The sequence below is a fragment of the Rhizobium sp. NZLR1 genome (assembly GCF_017357385.1).
Classification (GTDB): domain Bacteria; phylum Pseudomonadota; class Alphaproteobacteria; order Rhizobiales; family Rhizobiaceae; genus Rhizobium.
Window position 1 is genome coordinate 4,525,393 of sequence record NZ_CP071632.1, and the last position, 15,963, is coordinate 4,541,355.

Below are 15,963 nucleotides of genomic sequence, written 5' to 3' on the forward strand. Positions count from 1 at the left end.
ACAGACGATAGGCGGCGTCTCAGGACGCCCTTTCGAACGCCAGGAGAGCCCCCACCGCCTGCGGGCGATTCGGTCCGTTGGCAGATGCGGGAAGCTGAGCGCTAGAATCCGTTGACTGTTCGCTTGGAGGACGAACGAGGTTTGGTTCGGCGACAGGGAGAAATTCGCGTTCATGGGGGTTCCACTCCAGAAAAAAGGAGAGCGGGGCCGGGTTACGGCTCTTCTCCAGCGTCAGACGGAAAATCGGATTGCCGATGCTGCCGGAAAGCTTCGATCCATCCGGCAATGGCCGCAGACCGGACGGGGCCGGCTCGACATGCAGACGGAAGGCCGCGCTGCTCGCCTCCTCCGCCCCGGCTTGACGGACAATAAAGAGCGGACGGCGGGCAGCACGCGCCCGAAGGCTGAGCCTGCGGCTTTCGGTCAGACCGAAATGGGCGGGATTGCCGCGCACTTCGAAGATGACGGCCGAAAAAGCAGCGCTTTCCACCGCCGTCTCCACCAGCCAGAGCGCCTCGTCCAGCTTGCGCGGCGCCGCATGGAGAAACCGCTCCGGGCTCAGCCCGAAATCCAGAAGCCCGGGGGCATAGGGACGGCCGGCCTCCAGCGTGCCGACAGCATCGCCGATCCAGAGGAACGGCGAAAGCCTGCCGGCATCCGCTTCCTGCTTCTGCAGCCGCGCTGCGACAGCCATTGCCAGCCCGCTGGCAGCACCTGCATCGCGAGACAAAATCGAGCGGAATTCGGTGATTGCATCGAGCGGCAGACCGCCTTCCAGCGCCTCATCAAGACATTCCACCCCAAACGCCAGCGGCGGCAGAATGCATCTCCGGGGCGCCTTGCCGCCTTCCGCCAGGGTTTCCCGCTCGGCCGCCGCAAGCGCCGGCGCCGGCTTCCCCTCTAGTCTGGCGATGGTTTCGCGGAGCGCAAAAAGCCGCTCGCGCGCCAGGGCGTGCTGCGCCATGGCGTTTCTCCAATCCGTCTTGTTCCTGTTATGTTCTTATAGATTCCAGAGAGCTAATGAAGAGTCAACGGCCATTTTATATGAATTTATTCCTGCCTTTGATTCCGCACTCGAAAATCGGCGATAAAGGTTCTATATGGCCCGCAAAGGAAGGATTATTCATGGCCCGCATAGACCAGAGCGATGATTGGCGGGACCGCCATGCGCCGACGATAAGCGCCTTCGAGTCGCTGGCCATGGAGGCCTACAGCCATCTGCCGGAAGAATTCCGCCAGCTGACCACCAACCTGACGATCGAGATCGAAGATTTCCCCGATGACGACGTGTTCGAGGACATGGCGCTGGAAACCCCTTTCGATCTGCTTGGTCTTTTCGAGGGCAGGGGCATTTCCGAACGTTTCACAGTGGAAACCGGCGAGATGCCCAACCGCATCCGCCTCTATCGGCGGCCTATTCTCGATTACTGGGCTGAGAATGACGAGACGCTCGGCGACATCATCACCCACGTCCTGATCCACGAAATCGGCCACCATTTCGGGCTGAGCGACGATGATATGGAGCGGATCGAGGAAAGCGCCGAGGAAGCCGCCGATCGCTGAAGCCGGGTGTCCGGCAGAACGAGCTATTGCTCGGAGAGCTTCACCTCGGGATGGTAATCCTTGCCTTCGACAGTCTTGACGACGGCCTGGCCGCACTGCATCGCGCCGGTCGCGGCATTGAAGGCATATGTCGGCGAGCCCTCCAGTGACCAGCCCTTGTTGAGGGCGGCGGTGACCTTGTGGCAGAAGGAAGCATCGTCGGGACCGGTCAGGAAGCGGTAGAGTTTCATCAGGCGGGCTTTCTTGCAGAAATCAGGCGAGCTTTATGAACCAGAGCTTCGGCTTGGACAAGATGCAGCCGCTCGATCATCCGCCCACCTGAATTGATGACGTTCAAACCATCGGAAGCGGGGTCGGCAAAGGCTGATATGATCGCCTCTGCTTCCGCAATGGCCGCCGGATCCGGGCCGAAATGGCGGTTGGCAGGCTCGATCTGGGTGGGGTGGATCAGCATCTTGCCGGCAAAACCCATGGCCCGGCCCTGCAGGCATTCGGCATCGAAACCCTGTTCGTCCCTGAAATCGTTGAAGACGCTGTCGATTGCATCGAGCCCGTAAGCGCTGACCGCCAGGACGACCTGCATCAGCCATGGCACGAGATAGGTCCGCCCCGGCTGCGCCAGCACGCCCGTTTCCTTGCGCAGGTCGTTGAGCCCGACGACGAGGCAATCGAGCCGCGAGCCCGGCGTGCGCCCGGCTTCCGCGATCGCCGCGGCATTCAGGATGCCGCGCGGCGTCTCGATCATCGCCCAGATGCGCAGATCTTCCGGCGCATCCGCTTCGAAGAGAAGGTCGCTGGCCGCCATGACATCCTGCGGTTCGTCGACCTTCGCCAGCAGCACGGCATCAGGCCCAAGGGCCGTCACCAGCTCCATGTCGGCCGGGCCGAAATCCGATGCCAGGCTGTTGATGCGGATGATCCGCTCCTTGTTTTCGAGTGGCCGATCCGAAAAGAAGCGCCTCAGGTTTTCCCGCGCTTGCGCCTTCTTTTCCGGCGCCACGGAATCTTCGAGATCGAAGATCACCGCATCGCAATCGACCGCATGGGTCTTTTCGAGCGCACGCAGATTGATGGCGGGCACACTCAGCACCGAACGGCGCAGGCGGACGGAGCGGGTCGCTGGGTTTCGGCTCATGGCTGAATTAGTGCCAAGCTTTGAAGGCCGAAGCAAGCAGCCCACCCCGGAACGACCCGCAGAACAACAAAAAGCCACGCTTGCCTTGCAGAGAGGAAAAAGAAGGACCACATTCCTTTCCGAAGAAAGGTCTCAAACCCATGCAGAACATTCGCTCCATCTTCTTCATGCTTGCCGGCGCCACCGTTTTCGTGGCCATGCTGCTTTTCACCTTCTCGGTGACGCTTGCCGTCGGCGGCATCCTGACCGTGCTTATGGTCGGACGCGCGCTTTCGATGAAGATGAAGCCCGCCCCGGTCCGCGCCAAGGCAAACAACGGTAAGCCGGAGATGCGCATCTGGAACGACGGTCGCGGCACGATCATCGATCTCTGATCAGCTCTCGCTAAAAAAGCCGACCGACATTGTCGCATCATGCTTCCATCATACGTCTTTGAAGCAGCCGGGCATTCTGCCGGCGCTTCACAACGAATGGAGGACGAGCATGGATGCGACGACGGAAAACAATCCGGTCAAGATGCCGCCGGTCAAGAATGGCCTACTTCCCTATCTGACGGTCGGTGGCGCGGTCAAAGCCGCGGAATTCTACAAAAAAGCCTTCGGCGCCGAAGAAGCCTATATCGTGCCGGTCGACGAGAGCGGCCGGACGATGCATGTGCATCTCTACATCAACGGCAGTTCCCTCATGCTGTCGGATGCCTATCCCGAATACGGCCATCCCTTCAAAGGCCATGAAGGCTTCGCCATCCAGCTGGTTATCGACGATATCGATTTCTGGTGGGAGCGCGCTGTCGCCGCCGGTGCCGAGGTCGTCATGCCGGTCGAACTGATGTTCTGGGGCGACCGCTACGGCCAGCTTCGCGACCCGTTCGGCGTCCTCTGGGGCCTGAACGCACCGACCAAGTAACGGCACGTACGCAGAGGGCAGGCCGCGCGAAACGTCGCGTGGCCGCCATTTAAAGCATGTCGCGCAAAAGTGTGCAGCGGTTTTTGCGATGACGACATGCGGGAAGCAAAGACCTAAAGCGTGACAAGCCATCTGAAAGATCGTGACACGCTTTAGAAAGATTCTCCTTCATTTCGGCGGAAAACTGGACTAGATGCAAAATCAGGAAGTAGATTTGCTGAAATGGAGCATGGGTCATGGATAAATTCGTGAAGCTCACGGGCGTTGCAGCGCCCCTGCCGGTCGTCAACGTCGACACCGACATGATCATTCCGAAGGATTATCTGAAGACGATCAAGCGCACCGGCCTCGGCACCGGTCTTTTCGCCGAAGCTCGCTACAACGAGGACGGCTCCGAAAACCCCGATTTCGTGCTGAACAAGCCGGCCTACCGTGATGCCAAGATCCTGGTTGCCGGCGACAATTTCGGCTGCGGCTCCTCGCGCGAGCACGCGCCCTGGGCTCTCCTCGATTTCGGCATCCGCTGCGTCATCTCGACCAGCTTCGCCGACATTTTCTACAACAATTGCTTCAAGAACGGCATCCTGCCGATCATGGTCAGCCAGGAAAATCTCGACAAGCTGATGGACGACGCCTCGCGCGGCTCCAATGCCATCCTGTCCATCGACCTTGAGAACCTGGAGATCACCGGCCCCGATGGTGGCTTGATCAAGTTCGATCTCGACGAATTCAAGCGCCACTGCCTGCTGAACGGCCTCGACGATATCGGCCTGACCCTGGAAAAGGGCAGGGCGATCGACAGCTTCGAAAAGAAGAACGCCGCTTCGCACCCTTGGGCGGCCTAAGTGCTCTCCAATAAATTATCGATCAAGCCGGGCTTCGCCCGGCTTTTTCTTTGATCTCAGATCAGAGAAACTTCTCTTTCCAGCCCTTAAGCTTTTCGAGCGACACGCCGATGCCGCCGCAGACTTCGATGAGCGGATTGTTAAAGCGCGCGAGCAGCCCGGCATGCACATCGGCAACGGCCAGTGCCGCACCGCAGGCCGGCTCGACCAGAATGCGCTGCGCATCGGCAAATTTCAGGCAGGCGGCAACGGCATCGGCGTCGCTGACGACAATGCTTTCGATCGGATGCTGCTTCGGCAGGTCAAAGACATGCTGCGCCACCTGCCGCGCGCCGAGCGAAGTGGCAATCGAGGTTATGGCGGCAAGAGTGATACGCTCATTCGCTTCGAGGCTGGCATTCAGCGAGGCCGCCCCTTCGGTTTCGACGGCGATCACCGGCACATCGGAAAGCCCGTTGCGCTTCAACCCCTCGACAATGCCGGCAAGCAGCCCACCACCGCCGACGCTGGTAACGACACAATCGAATTTCGCACCCTTCGCCACCACCTCGTCGATCAGCGTCGCATGGCCATCCCACAGAAGCGGATGGTCGAAGGGGTGAACATAGGTCGCCTTGCGGCTGCGGGCGAGTTCGACCGCATGGGCATTGGCCTCGTCGAAAACCGAACCATGAACGAGCACTTTCGCGCCCGTTGCGGCAATCGTCTGTTGCACATCGGCGGCCGTCGTCTCCGGCACGACGATGGTGACCGGCACACCGAGCGCCCGGCCGGCATAGGCGGCGGCAATGCCGGCATTACCGCCGGACGCACAGAAGATCTCGCGTGCACCATTTTCCACCTCGTACTGGCAAAGCCGGCCGACGCCGCGCAGCTTGAAGCTGCCGGAAGGCTGCAGCGCATCGAGCTTCAGCCAGAGCGGTTTGCCGCTGGCACTGTAGCCAGGTGCTGTCTGAACCAAGGGCGTATCGAGATGGAGGGGTGCTGAAGGCATGGGGAACATCCGGGGACATAAAGGTGGCTGACCGGTTCTAATCCTTTTGCGGGCACAGGAGCAACCGTCGCAGCTCAAAGCGAAGCGTACCGATTCATCCCTTCTCTCGCTTGAAATGCCCATTTCCGGGGTCTAAGAAACCGCAACTTGTTTTTCCCAGGAGGGTTTCATGACTGTGCGCAATCTTTTCCTGCTGCCGGGTGACGGCATCGGTCCCGAGGCCATGGGCGAGGTCCGCAAGATCATCGCCTATATGAACGAGGCGATGGATGGCGGTTTCGTCACCGACGAAGGCCTTGTCGGCGGCTCTGCCTATGATGCCCACGGCGCGGCGATCTCGGAAGCCGACATGCAGAAAGCGCTTGCCGCGGATGCCGTTCTCTTCGGTGCCGTCGGCGGCCCGAAATGGGATAGCGTGCCTTACGAAGTGCGCCCGGAAGCCGGCCTGTTGCGGCTGCGCAAGGATCTGCAGCTGTTTGCGAACCTGCGCCCCGCCATCTGCTATCCGGCTCTTGCCTCGGCCTCGTCGCTGAAGCCGGAACTGGTCGAAGGCCTCGATATTCTGATCATCCGCGAGCTGACGGGCGGCGTCTATTTCGGCGAGCCGAAGGAGATCATCGATCTCGGCAACGGCCAGAAGCGCGGCATCGACACGCAGGTCTACGACACTTACGAGATCGAGCGCATCTCCGGCGTCGCCTTCGAAATGGCCCGCACGCGGCAGAACCGCGTCTGCTCGATGGAAAAGCGCAACGTCATGAAGTCTGGCGTGCTCTGGAACCAGGTGGTGACCGAGACGCACAAGGCGAAATATTCCGACGTCCAGCTCGAACACATGCTGGCCGATGCCGGCGGCATGCAGCTGGTGCGCCAGCCCAAACAGTTCGACGTCATCGTCACCGACAATCTCTTCGGCGACATGCTCTCCGACGTCGCCGCCATGCTGACCGGCTCGCTCGGGATGCTGCCGTCGGCCTCGCTCGGTGCGCCTGATGGCAAGACCGGCAAGCGCAAGGCGCTCTACGAGCCGGTGCACGGCTCGGCCCCCGACATTGCCGGCAAGGGCATCGCCAATCCGATCGCGATGATCGCCTCCTTCGCCATGTGCCTGCGTTACTCTTTCAACCTGGTGAAGGAAGCCGACGACCTGGAAAAGGCGATCGCCAACGTGCTCGACAAGGGCATCCGCACCGGCGACATCATGGCCGATGGCGCAAGGCAGGTCGGCACCGTCGAGATGGGCGATGCGATTCTCGGCGAGTTCAAGACGCTTTCCGCCTGATATTTCACGTGAAACAGTTCCAGCCCTTCGCATCCCGGATGCGAAGGGCTTTTTAATCCACGGCCGAGGAGTCGCAAGCCGCTCGGTCGAATTCTCCGAAACGGACTATTCTCGGCCACAATCTCGTGTATTTTTGCGCCGGATTTCAGCGAGCGCTAACCCCAAATCGGAAGCGATTTTCGCAATGGATTATGCGCCAATTCAAAGTTCGACAGGGTCCTTTGCATGTCTGAAGAGACGGGCGGCGCTGTAGGGCAAAATTCGAACGGACGACGGCAATGCGGGCATTTTGGGCTTCCCTGGACAGGCGCTGGCGCCGGAGCGGCGTCGGCATGCCGCCTCTGCGTTGGCAGGCCTGCCTCTTTATCACGCTCAATGCCGTGATCCTCTCCATGCTGCTCTTCGATGCGCCGATCGGCGCCAGCGAAGTGCCCGCGCCAGTGAAGCATCTCGGCGAGTTGATGACCGGTTTCGGCGATTCCGCCTGGCTGATCTACACCAGCATCCTGCTGTTCTTTCAGGGCCGGGCGGGCTACAAGCTTGTGAAGACGGCGCGCTCCAAGGCACAGGCGCTATATGTCAGCTGGATCGGCGCCTACCTCTTTGCCACAGTCGTCTTCTCCGGGCTTCTCGCCAATCTGCTGAAGCGGGCAATCGGCAGGGCGCGTCCCGATCATTTTCACGACTACGGCATGTTTTCCTTCACGCCTTTTTCAGGCCACGCCGCTTTCGAAAGTTTCCCGTCCGGCCATTCCACCACGGTCGGTGCCTTCTTCGCCGCATTTGCCCTGCTGTTTCCGCGCTACCGCATTGTCTTCATCGCCGGCGCCATCTGGCTTGGCATGACGCGTGTCATGGTCGGCGCCCATTATCCGAGCGACGTCATCGCCGGCCTTGCCTTCGGCGCCTGGTTCTCGCTGCTGACGGCGATCGTCTTTGCTCGCTGCGGCCTGCTCTTCAAACTGGCGCCGGATGGATGGCCGCTGTCGAAGCAACTGTTCCCTGACATAGGAAAGCCCGGCGCCTTGTGAGGGCCGGGCCTTTTTCGTCAAGTTTGAACGCAGATCAATCCATTGCGTGGATATCTCTGTTCTTCGTTTCCGGCAGGAAGAGCAGGCCGATCACCAGCGTGATCGACGCAAAGACGATCGGGTACCAGAGACCGTAATAGATATCGCCCGCAGCTGCGCTCATCGCGAAGGCCGTCGCCGGCAGCAAGCCGCCGAACCAGCCGTTGCCAATGTGATAGGGCAGCGACATGCCGGTATAACGGATGCGGGTCGGGAAGAGCTCGACCAACAGAGCGGCGATCGGTCCGTAGACCATCGTCACATAGAGGACGAGCACGAACAATATGGCGATCGTACCGGTCCAATTGACCCGGGCAGGGTCGGCGGTCATGGCGAAGCTGCCGCCATTGGCGACGTTGTAGACCGCCATGTCGGTGACGCCATTGGCCTCATCCGCCGTCAGCAGCTTGGTCTCGACCAGCTTCGCCGCCGGTACAGTTTCCTTCTCGCCGGCGCGCACGGTATCGGCGTTGAGCGACAGTTCCGGATTGGCCGCGATGAAGGCATCGAGCTTGGCATCCGGCACCTTGACGGCGCCGCGCTTCAGCGGATAGCCGGCATCGTGGAGCGCGATGTTGACGCCCTTCTCGAAGGCGGCGGTCATGCCCTTGGCCTTGTCGCCGGCGGCGACGACGTCGAAGCTCGTAATCGTCCCGTTGCCGACCTTCACCGTTGCCGGCTGACCGGCGGGGCCGGGAACGACATCATAAGGCACCGAGTTTTTCGTCAGGAATGCCGTCGCCACGTCGCAGGAATTGGTGAACTTCGACGTGCCGGTCGGATTGAACTGGAATTTACAATCCGTCGGATCGGCCGTAACCGTTGCCCGGATCGAGGCCTGTGCTTCGGCAAGCGCCGGGTTCGCCGTCCAGGTCATCGCCTTGAACAGCGGATTATAGGTCACCGCCGCGATGAGAAGGCCCGCCATTATGATCGGCTTGCGGCCGATCTTGTCGGAGAGGCCACCGAAGATGACGAAGAATGGCGTCGCGAGGAAGAGCGCGATGGCGACCATGATATTGGCCGACTGCAGGTCTACCTTCAGGACGTTCTGCAGGAAGAACAGTGCATAGAACTGGCCGCCGTACCAGACGACCGCCTGGCCCATGGTGGCGCCGAGAAGCGCGATGATCGCGATCTTGGCATTTTTCCATGTCCCGAAGGCTTCGGTTAGCGGCGCCTTGGAGCCCTTGCCTTCCGCCTTCATCTTCTGAAACGCCGGCGATTCGTTCATCTTCAAGCGGATCCAGACCGAAACGCCGAGCAGAACGACCGATACCAGGAACGGAATGCGCCAGCCCCAGGCAGCAAATTGAACCGCGCCCATCAGATATTGCACCAGGACGATGATGATCAGCGACAGGAACAGGCCGAGCGTCGCCGTCGTCTGGATCCATGACGTGAAATAACCGCGGCGCCCGTTCGGCGCATGTTCGGCGACATAGGTGGCAGCACCGCCATATTCACCGCCAAGCGCCAGACCCTGGAGCAGGCGCAGCCCGATCAGGATGATCGGCGCCGCGATGCCGATGGTGGCGGCACCCGGCAGGATACCGACGAGGAAGGTCGACAGACCCATGATCAGGATCGTCACCAGGAAGGTATATTTGCGGCCGACCAGATCGCCGAGACGGCCGAACACCAGCGCGCCGAAGGGACGCACCAGGAAGCCGGCGGCAAAGGCGAGCAGCGTGAAGATGTTGCGCGTCGCCTCGGGATATTGGGTGAAATAGGTCGCGCCGATATAGGTGGCGAGGGAACCATAGAGATAGAAATCATACCATTCGAAAACGGTGCCGAGCGAAGAAGCGAAGATGACCTTCTTCTCCTCCCTCGTCATCGGACCGGCCTTCGCGCCGTCGATGCTTGCGACATTTGCCATTGTCTGTCCTCCACAGAGTGATGAAAACGCGCGCGACCTACTCTCCTCAAAGCAGACCCCTGGCCGCGACACGCCTGACGAGAGTGTGCCAGAAACGACAGATCAAAAAGAGAGAGGCTTTGGGATTATGACTTTAGTCTAACGGGGGCGAGCTTTGGCAGCCAGCGACGCGATCCTCCGGCCCAGGTTACGCCCTCAGCGCTTGCGCCGGCGATTGCCGGTAGGCGAGCACTGCCGGCAGCGCGGCAAGAATTGTGGCAAAGACGAGCAGCACCGCCGCAAGCCCGGCGTCGTCACGGACGAAGCCGACCGGGATGGCCATCCCGCTCGTCTGCGAGATCATGGCGGACAAGGTCAGCGCCGCGGCAAACCCAAGTGCAAATCCGAGCCCGATGCCGACTGCCACCACGAAGAAGAACTCCAACCAGACGATGCCGAAAATCGCGCCGCGCGGAGCGCCGAAGGCCCTCAGCGCGCCGATCTGGCGGCGGCGCTGGCCGATATGGATGACCGTGACCAGCACCAGCGAGGCTGCGACGAGAGCTTGGGCGCCGGCAGCGACCGCGACGAGGATCTGCTTGGCGTCGCCGAGCGTGGCGTAGAGATTGGTCAGCACCTCGCCGGGGAAGACGGCGACGGTATTGCCGCTGCGATAGTCCTGCCGCAGCTTGTAGGCATCGGCGATCGTCTTCGGTTTTACCAGAATGGCGGGAAGGCCCGGAGCATCTGCAGCCCATTTCTCGTCAAGTACGGCATCCGGGTCGATCTCGCCGTGATGCTCATGCTGGTGGGGATCGGCGCCGGCATGCTCATGATCGTGTCCGGTCGCCCCCGCGCTTTCATGCTCGCTCGCCCCCAGACCATGGATATGCCAGACAGCCTGGATCGGAACCAGAATGGCCCGGTCCCAGGCGGTGCCTGTCGGCCGCAAGCGGCCGACGATATGATAAACGAGTTCGGTATGGGTCTCGCCGCCCTCTTCCACCGAACCGTGCATCGGCTTGATCTCAGCCCCGAGCGAAAGCTTGACGGCGGAGCCGATCACTGCCTCCCCCTCGCGCGCGAAAACCGTACCCTCGGCAAAGCCGCCGGACAGCTTGTCCGCCAGCGTCACCGTCGTGCCGACGATCGGATAGCCGGAGAAGGAATCACCGAAGCCGATCGGGACTGCCCAGTCGACACGGGGATCGGCGGCGAGCCTGACCAGCACGTCACCCGGCATCAGCGGCAAAGGCGAGGGCTGCAGGAAGACGGAGGACAGCACCAGCTGCGTCTCGCTGCCGCCTGCGCCGATGACGAGATCGAACTTGTCGGCGGCGCGCGCGCTGCCGAGACGAAGCGCCCGCTCCTGCAGCACGACGCAAACGCCGAGCGCCGTCGCCAGCGCCACCAGCAGCACGACCACCAGCGACCCCGCCCAGAGGCGGCGAAGATCGGCAAGGATGAAGCGGATCATACAGCCTCTCCCGCCGCTGCAGCGGAATCGTCGCTGATCCGGCCGGAGCCGAAGGTGATGCGCCGGTCGAGGCGGCTGGCCAGGCGCAGATCATGCGAAACGATGATCAGCGTGCTGCCTTCGGCCGCGGCAAGATCGAGGATGAGATCGCCGACCGTCTCGCCGCTTTCGGCATCAAGGCTCGCTGTCGGCTCGTCAGCGATGATGACGCCGGGCTTGCGCAGCAGCGCCCGGGCGATCGCCACGCGCTGCATCTCGCCGCGCGACATGGTTTCGATCTTCTGGCCTGGGCGGGAAAGATCGACCGAACTCAAAAGCGCATGCGCCCGCTCGATGACGGCGGGGGTGGCGGCCCAAGCAAGCCGCGCCGGCAAAAGCACATTTTCCACCGCCGACAGGCCGGGGAAGAGATAGAACTCCTGCATGACCAGGCCGATATTGGCGGCGCGGAACCGATCGCGCCGGCTCTCGGAAAAACTGGCGATATCCTCGCCGTTCCAGCGGATGCGGCCCCGGCGTGTTCGCTCCAGCCCGGCAACGATATTGACGAAGGTGCTCTTGCCGGAGCCGGACGCACCTGTGATGGCGACCCTGCTGCCGGCATCGATCGAAAGACGACCGATTGCCAGCGCCGGCGAGGACAGGCCCGAGAAGGTGACGTCAAGGTTTTCGATATCAAGAGCGAGCATATCGGATCAGACAGAAAAATATTCGGCCTGGCGGATACGCAACAGGCTGACGAAGCCGGTGTCCGGATCCGTCCAGGAGCCGTATTCCAGCGTGCCGCGCACCTCGATCGTCTGGCGCGGCTGCACGAAGGTCTGTTTCTCCAAGAGATAGACGACGACGATATTATCCGGCCAGTCCGCATCCGAGGAGCAGAAGGGGCAGAGCGACATCGGCACTTCGGTCAACACGAAGAACTGCGCCTCGGCCTTCAGCGGCGGCGCCATGAAGCCCTTCATGCTGATTTCCTGCTCGGCGAGGCGCTTCACCTTGTCGGAGAATTCAAGGCCGAGTACCCCGAACTTGCCATAGAGCTCGTCGAAGGAGAGCGAGGGATCGGCAGCGCGAACGACGGAAGCGGTAAAAGGAAGCGCAACGGCGGCGCCGATCAGCCGGCGGCGGCTGAGATGCAGCGAAGAGAATATATCCATAGCGACCTCCAGGAAGCAAATCCCGGCCGTTAGCGCATCGTGCTTTCTGAAAATCGGAATCGATTTTCAGAAAGCACGATGCGTAGATTCAAAGTGTTACAGCGTCCTTTGCGCATCTGAAAAGACGCGCGGCGCTGTAGCCGGCCGGATAATAATCGACAAGAAAGGCAAGGCCGCCAAGCGGCCTTGCCGGATCGGCTTGCGATCAGTTCGTCTGCTTGGCGCCGAGAGCGAAGGTGTCGGCGAGCACGCGATAGACGTCGCTCTGTTCGAGGTAGCCATGGAACTCTTCCGAGCCCGGGCCGGCCGACTGCAGGACGACGTCGTCGACCGCATGGACGCCGCTCTCGCTGCTCTTCGGAAGATTGCCCTGAACGAAGACCGCGCCGGGAACATCCTTGTACTGTTCGTTGGCGACATATTCCTTCTTTTCGTTCTGGACGGCCGGAACGAAGGGACCGTCGAGCTTCGGACGGAAGGTTTCGTAGTGGTCAGGGCCGTTATTGGCACTTAGAAACAAGCGGCGGCTGACGTCGATCTTATCAGGGTATCCGTCGCCGTTTTCGTCCTTGTAGTTCGGGAAACCAGCCTCGGCATAGGTCCCGACCTTTTCGCGCATTTCGGTGCCGGGCTTCTCATCATCGACGGTGCCGATGATCGAGACACCATGCGTATGGTCACCGGTGACGACAATCAGCGTATCGGGATGAGCCTTCTGGAATTCGCGGGCGACGCCGATCGCCTGGTCGAATTCGATGGTTTCGACGACGGCGCGATCCCAATCGAGCGGATGCGACATCTTGTCGATCGAGGAACCTTCGACCATCAGGAAGAAACCATCAGGATTCTTGGAGAGGCGGTCGATCGCAACCTTGGTCATGGCGACGAGACCCGGCTGGTTCGGGAACTTGTCGACGGTGCCCTTCTTCAGGAACTCGCGGTCGAGCGTCACGTCCATATTGCCGGTGTGGAAGAGCCCGAGGAGATTGCCTTCGGCCGACGCATTGGCTGCGAGCTCGTTCTTGTCGGTCGCAAGCTTGTAACCGGCATCCTGAAACAGCTTGATGTAGTCCTGGTTGTCCTTGCGCTTGGAACCGGCGACCTCCTTGCCGAGGAAATAGGCCGAGCCGCCGCCGAGCAGGACTTCAGGCTTGACGCCGAGCAGCATGCCGACGACGTCGGCCTTGTCATTGCGGTTACGGGTATGGGAAACAACAGCAGCCGGCGTGGCGTCTTCGACTTCGGCGGTTGCGACGATGCCGATCGACTTCTTGGTCATGCGGCGAACGGCTTCCGCGAAGGTTTCGACACGCGGGTCGTCCAGCGAGGCCGGCGTACGGTCCGCGTAAACGCCGATCGCGTTGACGGCCGTCTTGTGGCCCGTCATGTAGGCCGACATGGTGTTGGCGGAGTCGGTGGCAACGGCATTCGTCGCCGAGGTGCCGACAAAGGCCATGCGATCAAGATCGTCCATGTTCAGACGGCCATTCGCCTTACCTTCGGTCATGCCCTTGGACATGATGCGGGCGGCGGTGCGATGCGCGACGGAAAGACCATCGCCGAGCAGGAAGATGATGTTCTTAGCCTTTGGCTGACCAGCGGTTTCGTAAACGTTCCAGGTGACGGATTTCGTTTCGTCGCCGGCAGCGACCTCGACCTTGTAGGCGCCTGGAGCGGAAATCTTCAGGCCGCGCAGCAGGAGAGCGGAGCCGAGAGCCTTGTCATCCTTGCCCTTTTCCAGCTCGACGAACCGTGCCTCGCCCCCGAGGACGGTTTTGTAGTCCTGACCGTTGACCGTGATCTTCACGTCTTCGGGCTTGACCTGCTTGTTGAGTTCGACCTTGAAATCGAATGGCGAACCGGCAAGAATCGTCGCGCGATCAAGCGGATAGACCGTCGTCGCCTGAGCGGCGCCCGCAAGGATGGTGGTGGCCGCAAAAGCGGCAGGAAGCGTACGCATGGAAAACCCCCGTTTTCGTTGCAGACAGTAACAACCGGGCCGGGATATCTCTCGAGGATGACAGCGGCATGACAAAATGTCGCAGCATTGTGGCCGCCGCTTTCGCCGTCCGGCTCTGACCGCAAAAACCTTGACTCCTGTGGAAAACCTTCTAAGAGCAACAACGGAAAAGGAATCTCCATGGTTCACGACGAACATGCCATTGCCGACCGCAATGACCGGGCACAGTTTGCCGGGGTGGACATTGCCGTTCCGGTTTCTGCCAAAACCAAGGCCAAAACGACGACGAAAACCGTCTGATGTCTCTGGCCTGCCGCTCTCTCCCCGGCTCGGCTGGGGACAGGAAGACGCGATCCGTCGCGCCTTTCCCCTCACCGGAAAAGAGGAGAGAAGAGAAAGAGAGCTTGAGAAATGGGTTTCAAAGTAGCAGTTGCGGGAGCGACCGGAAACGTCGGCCGGGAGATTCTCAACATCCTCTCCGAGCGGGGCTTCCCCGCCGATGAGGTCGTGGCGCTTGCCTCCTCGCGTTCGCAGGGTACCGAAGTTTCCTACGGTGACCGGACGCTGAAGGTATCCAATATGGAGAATTACGATTTCTCCGATACCGACATCTGCCTGATGTCGGCCGGCGGTGAGATCTCCAAGAAGTTCTCGCCGAAGATCGGCCAGCAGGGCTGCGTTGTCATCGACAATTCCTCGGCCTGGCGTTACGACGCCGACGTGCCGCTGATCGTGCCGGAAGTGAACCCGGATGCCATCAGCCTGTTCACCAAGCGCAACATCATCGCCAATCCGAATTGCTCGACTGCCCAGCTGGTGGTGGCGTTGAAGCCGCTGCATGACTTCGCCAAGATCAAGCGTGTCGTTATCTCGACCTACCAGTCGGTCTCCGGCGCCGGCAAGGACGGCATGGACGAGCTCTTCAATCAGACACGCGCCGTTTTTGTCGCCGATCCGATCGAAAATAAGAAGTTCACCAAGCGTATCGCCTTCAACGTCATTCCGCACATCGATAGCTTCATGGAAGACGGCTACACCAAGGAAGAGTGGAAGGTGCTGGCCGAGACGAAGAAGATGCTCGACCCGAAGATCAAGGTGACCTGCACGGCAGTGCGCGTGCCGGTTTTCATCGGCCATTCGGAATCGGTCAATATCGAGTTCGAAAACGAGATCACCGCCGACCAGGCCCGTGACATCCTGCGCGATGCGCCGGGCTGCCTCGTCATCGACAAGCGCGAGGACGGCGGCTACATCACGCCTTATGAATCCGCCGGCGAGGACGCGACCTACATCTCGCGCATCCGCGAAGATGCGACGGTCGAAAACGGCCTCAACATCTGGGTGGTCTCCGACAATCTGCGCAAGGGTGCGGCATTGAACGCCATCCAGATCGCTGAGCTGCTCGTCAATCGTGGCCTTGTCAAACCGCGCAAGCAGGCCGCCTGATACCATTTGTAAACCATAATATGCTAAAGCCCTGCTGATGAAGGCAGGGCTTTTTGCCGAACAGTAAGCGCCCTTATCCATAAGCGCTTACTGAAAGGTGATCGTGACAAGATCGCCGTCGGCTGGCATTCTGCCTGGCGTCAAGCCAAGCTATGCCGCCCGAAACCGATAGCGGTTTTGGGACAAAGGCATGAACAGAACAAAGATTTAAGGCGCGTCGCATGGTTCTGATGGCCGCGGCGCGCTTCAGCAGACCGGAGCGGGGTT

Annotated in this window: 17 protein-coding genes; 8 read left to right on the forward strand and 9 right to left on the reverse strand. The window is 60.8% G+C overall.

Features of this window, described 5'->3' with window-relative positions; genetic code table 11:
* Positions 1-19 precede the first annotated feature (19 nt).
* Positions 20-964, reverse strand: a complete 945-nt coding sequence (locus J3O30_RS33280) for a hypothetical protein (protein ID WP_246762705.1) — start codon at positions 962-964, stop codon at positions 20-22.
* A gap of 161 nt (positions 965-1,125) precedes the next feature.
* Here J3O30_RS33280 and J3O30_RS22160 point away from each other — a divergent pair, with 161 nt between their 5' ends.
* Positions 1,126-1,563 carry a metallopeptidase family protein gene (locus J3O30_RS22160; protein WP_164007305.1) on the forward strand — a complete coding sequence of 146 codons (438 nt, stop codon included), beginning with the start codon at positions 1,126-1,128 and terminating at the stop codon, positions 1,561-1,563.
* Between the two features lie 23 nt (positions 1,564-1,586).
* On the opposite strand, the gene J3O30_RS22165 is transcribed toward J3O30_RS22160, so the two are convergent.
* The gene (locus tag J3O30_RS22165; protein WP_207582280.1) at positions 1,587-1,793 is read right to left on the reverse strand and encodes a DUF1737 domain-containing protein; all 207 of its coding nucleotides are present in this window, start codon (positions 1,791-1,793) and stop codon (positions 1,587-1,589) included.
* Positions 1,793-2,698: a CoA ester lyase gene (locus tag J3O30_RS22170; protein WP_207582281.1), complete on the reverse strand. Its 906-nt coding sequence runs from the start codon at positions 2,696-2,698 to the stop codon at positions 1,793-1,795. Before J3O30_RS22170 ends, J3O30_RS22165 begins: the two co-directional genes overlap by 1 nt.
* Before the next feature lie 140 nt (positions 2,699-2,838).
* Between J3O30_RS22170 and J3O30_RS22175 the strand changes: the two genes are divergently transcribed.
* The 3 genes from J3O30_RS22175 to leuD all read left to right on the forward strand — a co-directional run bounded on the left by J3O30_RS22175 (position 2,839) and on the right by leuD (position 4,449).
* Positions 2,839-3,072, forward strand: coding sequence for a hypothetical protein (locus J3O30_RS22175; RefSeq protein WP_164007301.1), 234 nt, complete (start codon positions 2,839-2,841; stop codon positions 3,070-3,072).
* A 109-nt stretch (positions 3,073-3,181) separates the two neighbouring features.
* Positions 3,182-3,604 carry a glyoxalase/bleomycin resistance/extradiol dioxygenase family protein gene (locus J3O30_RS22180; protein WP_207582282.1) on the forward strand — a complete coding sequence of 141 codons (423 nt, stop codon included), beginning with the start codon at positions 3,182-3,184 and terminating at the stop codon, positions 3,602-3,604.
* A gap of 236 nt (positions 3,605-3,840) precedes the next feature.
* Positions 3,841-4,449 (forward strand): 3-isopropylmalate dehydratase small subunit, encoded by a 609-nt coding sequence (leuD, locus tag J3O30_RS22185; RefSeq protein WP_164007297.1) that lies wholly within the window; start codon positions 3,841-3,843, stop codon positions 4,447-4,449.
* A gap of 61 nt (positions 4,450-4,510) precedes the next feature.
* On the opposite strand, the gene J3O30_RS22190 is transcribed toward leuD, so the two are convergent.
* Positions 4,511-5,443, reverse strand: a complete 933-nt coding sequence (locus tag J3O30_RS22190; RefSeq protein WP_207582283.1) for a pyridoxal-phosphate dependent enzyme — start codon at positions 5,441-5,443, stop codon at positions 4,511-4,513.
* 169 nt (positions 5,444-5,612) lie between these two features.
* On the opposite strand from J3O30_RS22190, the gene leuB reads away from it, so the two are divergent.
* On the forward strand, positions 5,613-6,725 hold the full coding sequence (gene leuB, locus J3O30_RS22195; protein WP_207582284.1) for a 3-isopropylmalate dehydrogenase: 1,113 nt from the start codon (positions 5,613-5,615) through the stop codon (positions 6,723-6,725).
* Positions 6,726-7,003: 278 nt separating this feature from the next.
* Positions 7,004-7,756 (forward strand): phosphatase PAP2 family protein, encoded by a 753-nt coding sequence (lpxE, locus tag J3O30_RS22200; RefSeq protein WP_207582285.1) that lies wholly within the window; start codon positions 7,004-7,006, stop codon positions 7,754-7,756.
* A 34-nt stretch (positions 7,757-7,790) separates the two neighbouring features.
* Here lpxE and J3O30_RS22205 read toward each other — a convergent pair whose 3' ends face one another.
* The 5 genes from J3O30_RS22205 to J3O30_RS22225 all read right to left on the reverse strand — a co-directional run bounded on the left by J3O30_RS22205 (position 7,791) and on the right by J3O30_RS22225 (position 14,250).
* Complete coding sequence (locus J3O30_RS22205; RefSeq protein ID WP_207582286.1) at positions 7,791-9,677, reverse strand: MFS transporter; 1,887 nt, start codon at positions 9,675-9,677, stop codon at positions 7,791-7,793.
* A gap of 187 nt (positions 9,678-9,864) precedes the next feature.
* A complete protein-coding gene (locus J3O30_RS22210; protein WP_207582287.1) occupies positions 9,865-11,133 on the reverse strand; it encodes an FtsX-like permease family protein in 1,269 nt (422 codons plus the stop codon).
* Complete coding sequence (locus tag J3O30_RS22215) at positions 11,130-11,822, reverse strand: ATP-binding cassette domain-containing protein (RefSeq protein ID WP_207582288.1); 693 nt, start codon at positions 11,820-11,822, stop codon at positions 11,130-11,132. The genes J3O30_RS22210 and J3O30_RS22215 overlap by 4 nt, the downstream gene beginning before the upstream one ends.
* A 6-nt stretch (positions 11,823-11,828) precedes the next feature.
* Positions 11,829-12,290, reverse strand: a complete 462-nt coding sequence (locus J3O30_RS22220) for a hypothetical protein (RefSeq protein ID WP_207582289.1) — start codon at positions 12,288-12,290, stop codon at positions 11,829-11,831.
* A gap of 205 nt (positions 12,291-12,495) precedes the next feature.
* On the reverse strand, positions 12,496-14,250 hold the full coding sequence (locus J3O30_RS22225) for an alkaline phosphatase (protein WP_207582290.1): 1,755 nt from the start codon (positions 14,248-14,250) through the stop codon (positions 12,496-12,498).
* 87 nt (positions 14,251-14,337) lie between these two features.
* Between J3O30_RS22225 and J3O30_RS33770 the strand changes: the two genes are divergently transcribed.
* Entirely contained in the window at positions 14,338-14,550 is a 213-nt protein-coding gene (locus J3O30_RS33770) for a hypothetical protein (RefSeq protein ID WP_207582291.1), read from the forward strand.
* A gap of 111 nt (positions 14,551-14,661) precedes the next feature.
* Positions 14,662-15,696 carry an aspartate-semialdehyde dehydrogenase gene (locus tag J3O30_RS22235; protein WP_207582292.1) on the forward strand — a complete coding sequence of 345 codons (1,035 nt, stop codon included), beginning with the start codon at positions 14,662-14,664 and terminating at the stop codon, positions 15,694-15,696.
* Positions 15,697-15,963: the final 267 nt, after the last annotated feature.

Excerpts from the sequence above, each read along its gene's own strand:
- J3O30_RS33280 (WP_246762705.1), bottom strand. The coding sequence starts at position 964 with ATGGCGCAGCACGCCCTGGCGCGCGAGCGGCTTTTTGCGCTCCGCGAA.
- J3O30_RS22160 (WP_164007305.1), top strand. The coding sequence starts at position 1,126 with ATGGCCCGCATAGACCAGAGCGATGATTGGCGGGACCGCCATGCGCCG.
- J3O30_RS22165 (WP_207582280.1), bottom strand. The coding sequence starts at position 1,793 with ATGAAACTCTACCGCTTCCTGACCGGTCCCGACGATGCTTCCTTCTGC.
- J3O30_RS22170 (WP_207582281.1), bottom strand. The coding sequence starts at position 2,698 with ATGAGCCGAAACCCAGCGACCCGCTCCGTCCGCCTGCGCCGTTCGGTG.
- J3O30_RS22175 (WP_164007301.1), top strand. The coding sequence starts at position 2,839 with ATGCAGAACATTCGCTCCATCTTCTTCATGCTTGCCGGCGCCACCGTT.
- J3O30_RS22180 (WP_207582282.1), top strand. The coding sequence starts at position 3,182 with ATGGATGCGACGACGGAAAACAATCCGGTCAAGATGCCGCCGGTCAAG.
- leuD (WP_164007297.1), top strand. The coding sequence starts at position 3,841 with ATGGATAAATTCGTGAAGCTCACGGGCGTTGCAGCGCCCCTGCCGGTC.
- J3O30_RS22190 (WP_207582283.1), bottom strand. The coding sequence starts at position 5,443 with ATGCCTTCAGCACCCCTCCATCTCGATACGCCCTTGGTTCAGACAGCA.
- leuB (WP_207582284.1), top strand. The coding sequence starts at position 5,613 with ATGACTGTGCGCAATCTTTTCCTGCTGCCGGGTGACGGCATCGGTCCC.
- lpxE (WP_207582285.1), top strand. The coding sequence starts at position 7,004 with ATGCGGGCATTTTGGGCTTCCCTGGACAGGCGCTGGCGCCGGAGCGGC.
- J3O30_RS22205 (WP_207582286.1), bottom strand. The coding sequence starts at position 9,677 with ATGGCAAATGTCGCAAGCATCGACGGCGCGAAGGCCGGTCCGATGACG.
- J3O30_RS22210 (WP_207582287.1), bottom strand. The coding sequence starts at position 11,133 with ATGATCCGCTTCATCCTTGCCGATCTTCGCCGCCTCTGGGCGGGGTCG.
- J3O30_RS22215 (WP_207582288.1), bottom strand. The coding sequence starts at position 11,822 with ATGCTCGCTCTTGATATCGAAAACCTTGACGTCACCTTCTCGGGCCTG.
- J3O30_RS22220 (WP_207582289.1), bottom strand. The coding sequence starts at position 12,290 with ATGGATATATTCTCTTCGCTGCATCTCAGCCGCCGCCGGCTGATCGGC.
- J3O30_RS22225 (WP_207582290.1), bottom strand. The coding sequence starts at position 14,250 with ATGCGTACGCTTCCTGCCGCTTTTGCGGCCACCACCATCCTTGCGGGC.
- J3O30_RS22235 (WP_207582292.1), top strand. The coding sequence starts at position 14,662 with ATGGGTTTCAAAGTAGCAGTTGCGGGAGCGACCGGAAACGTCGGCCGG.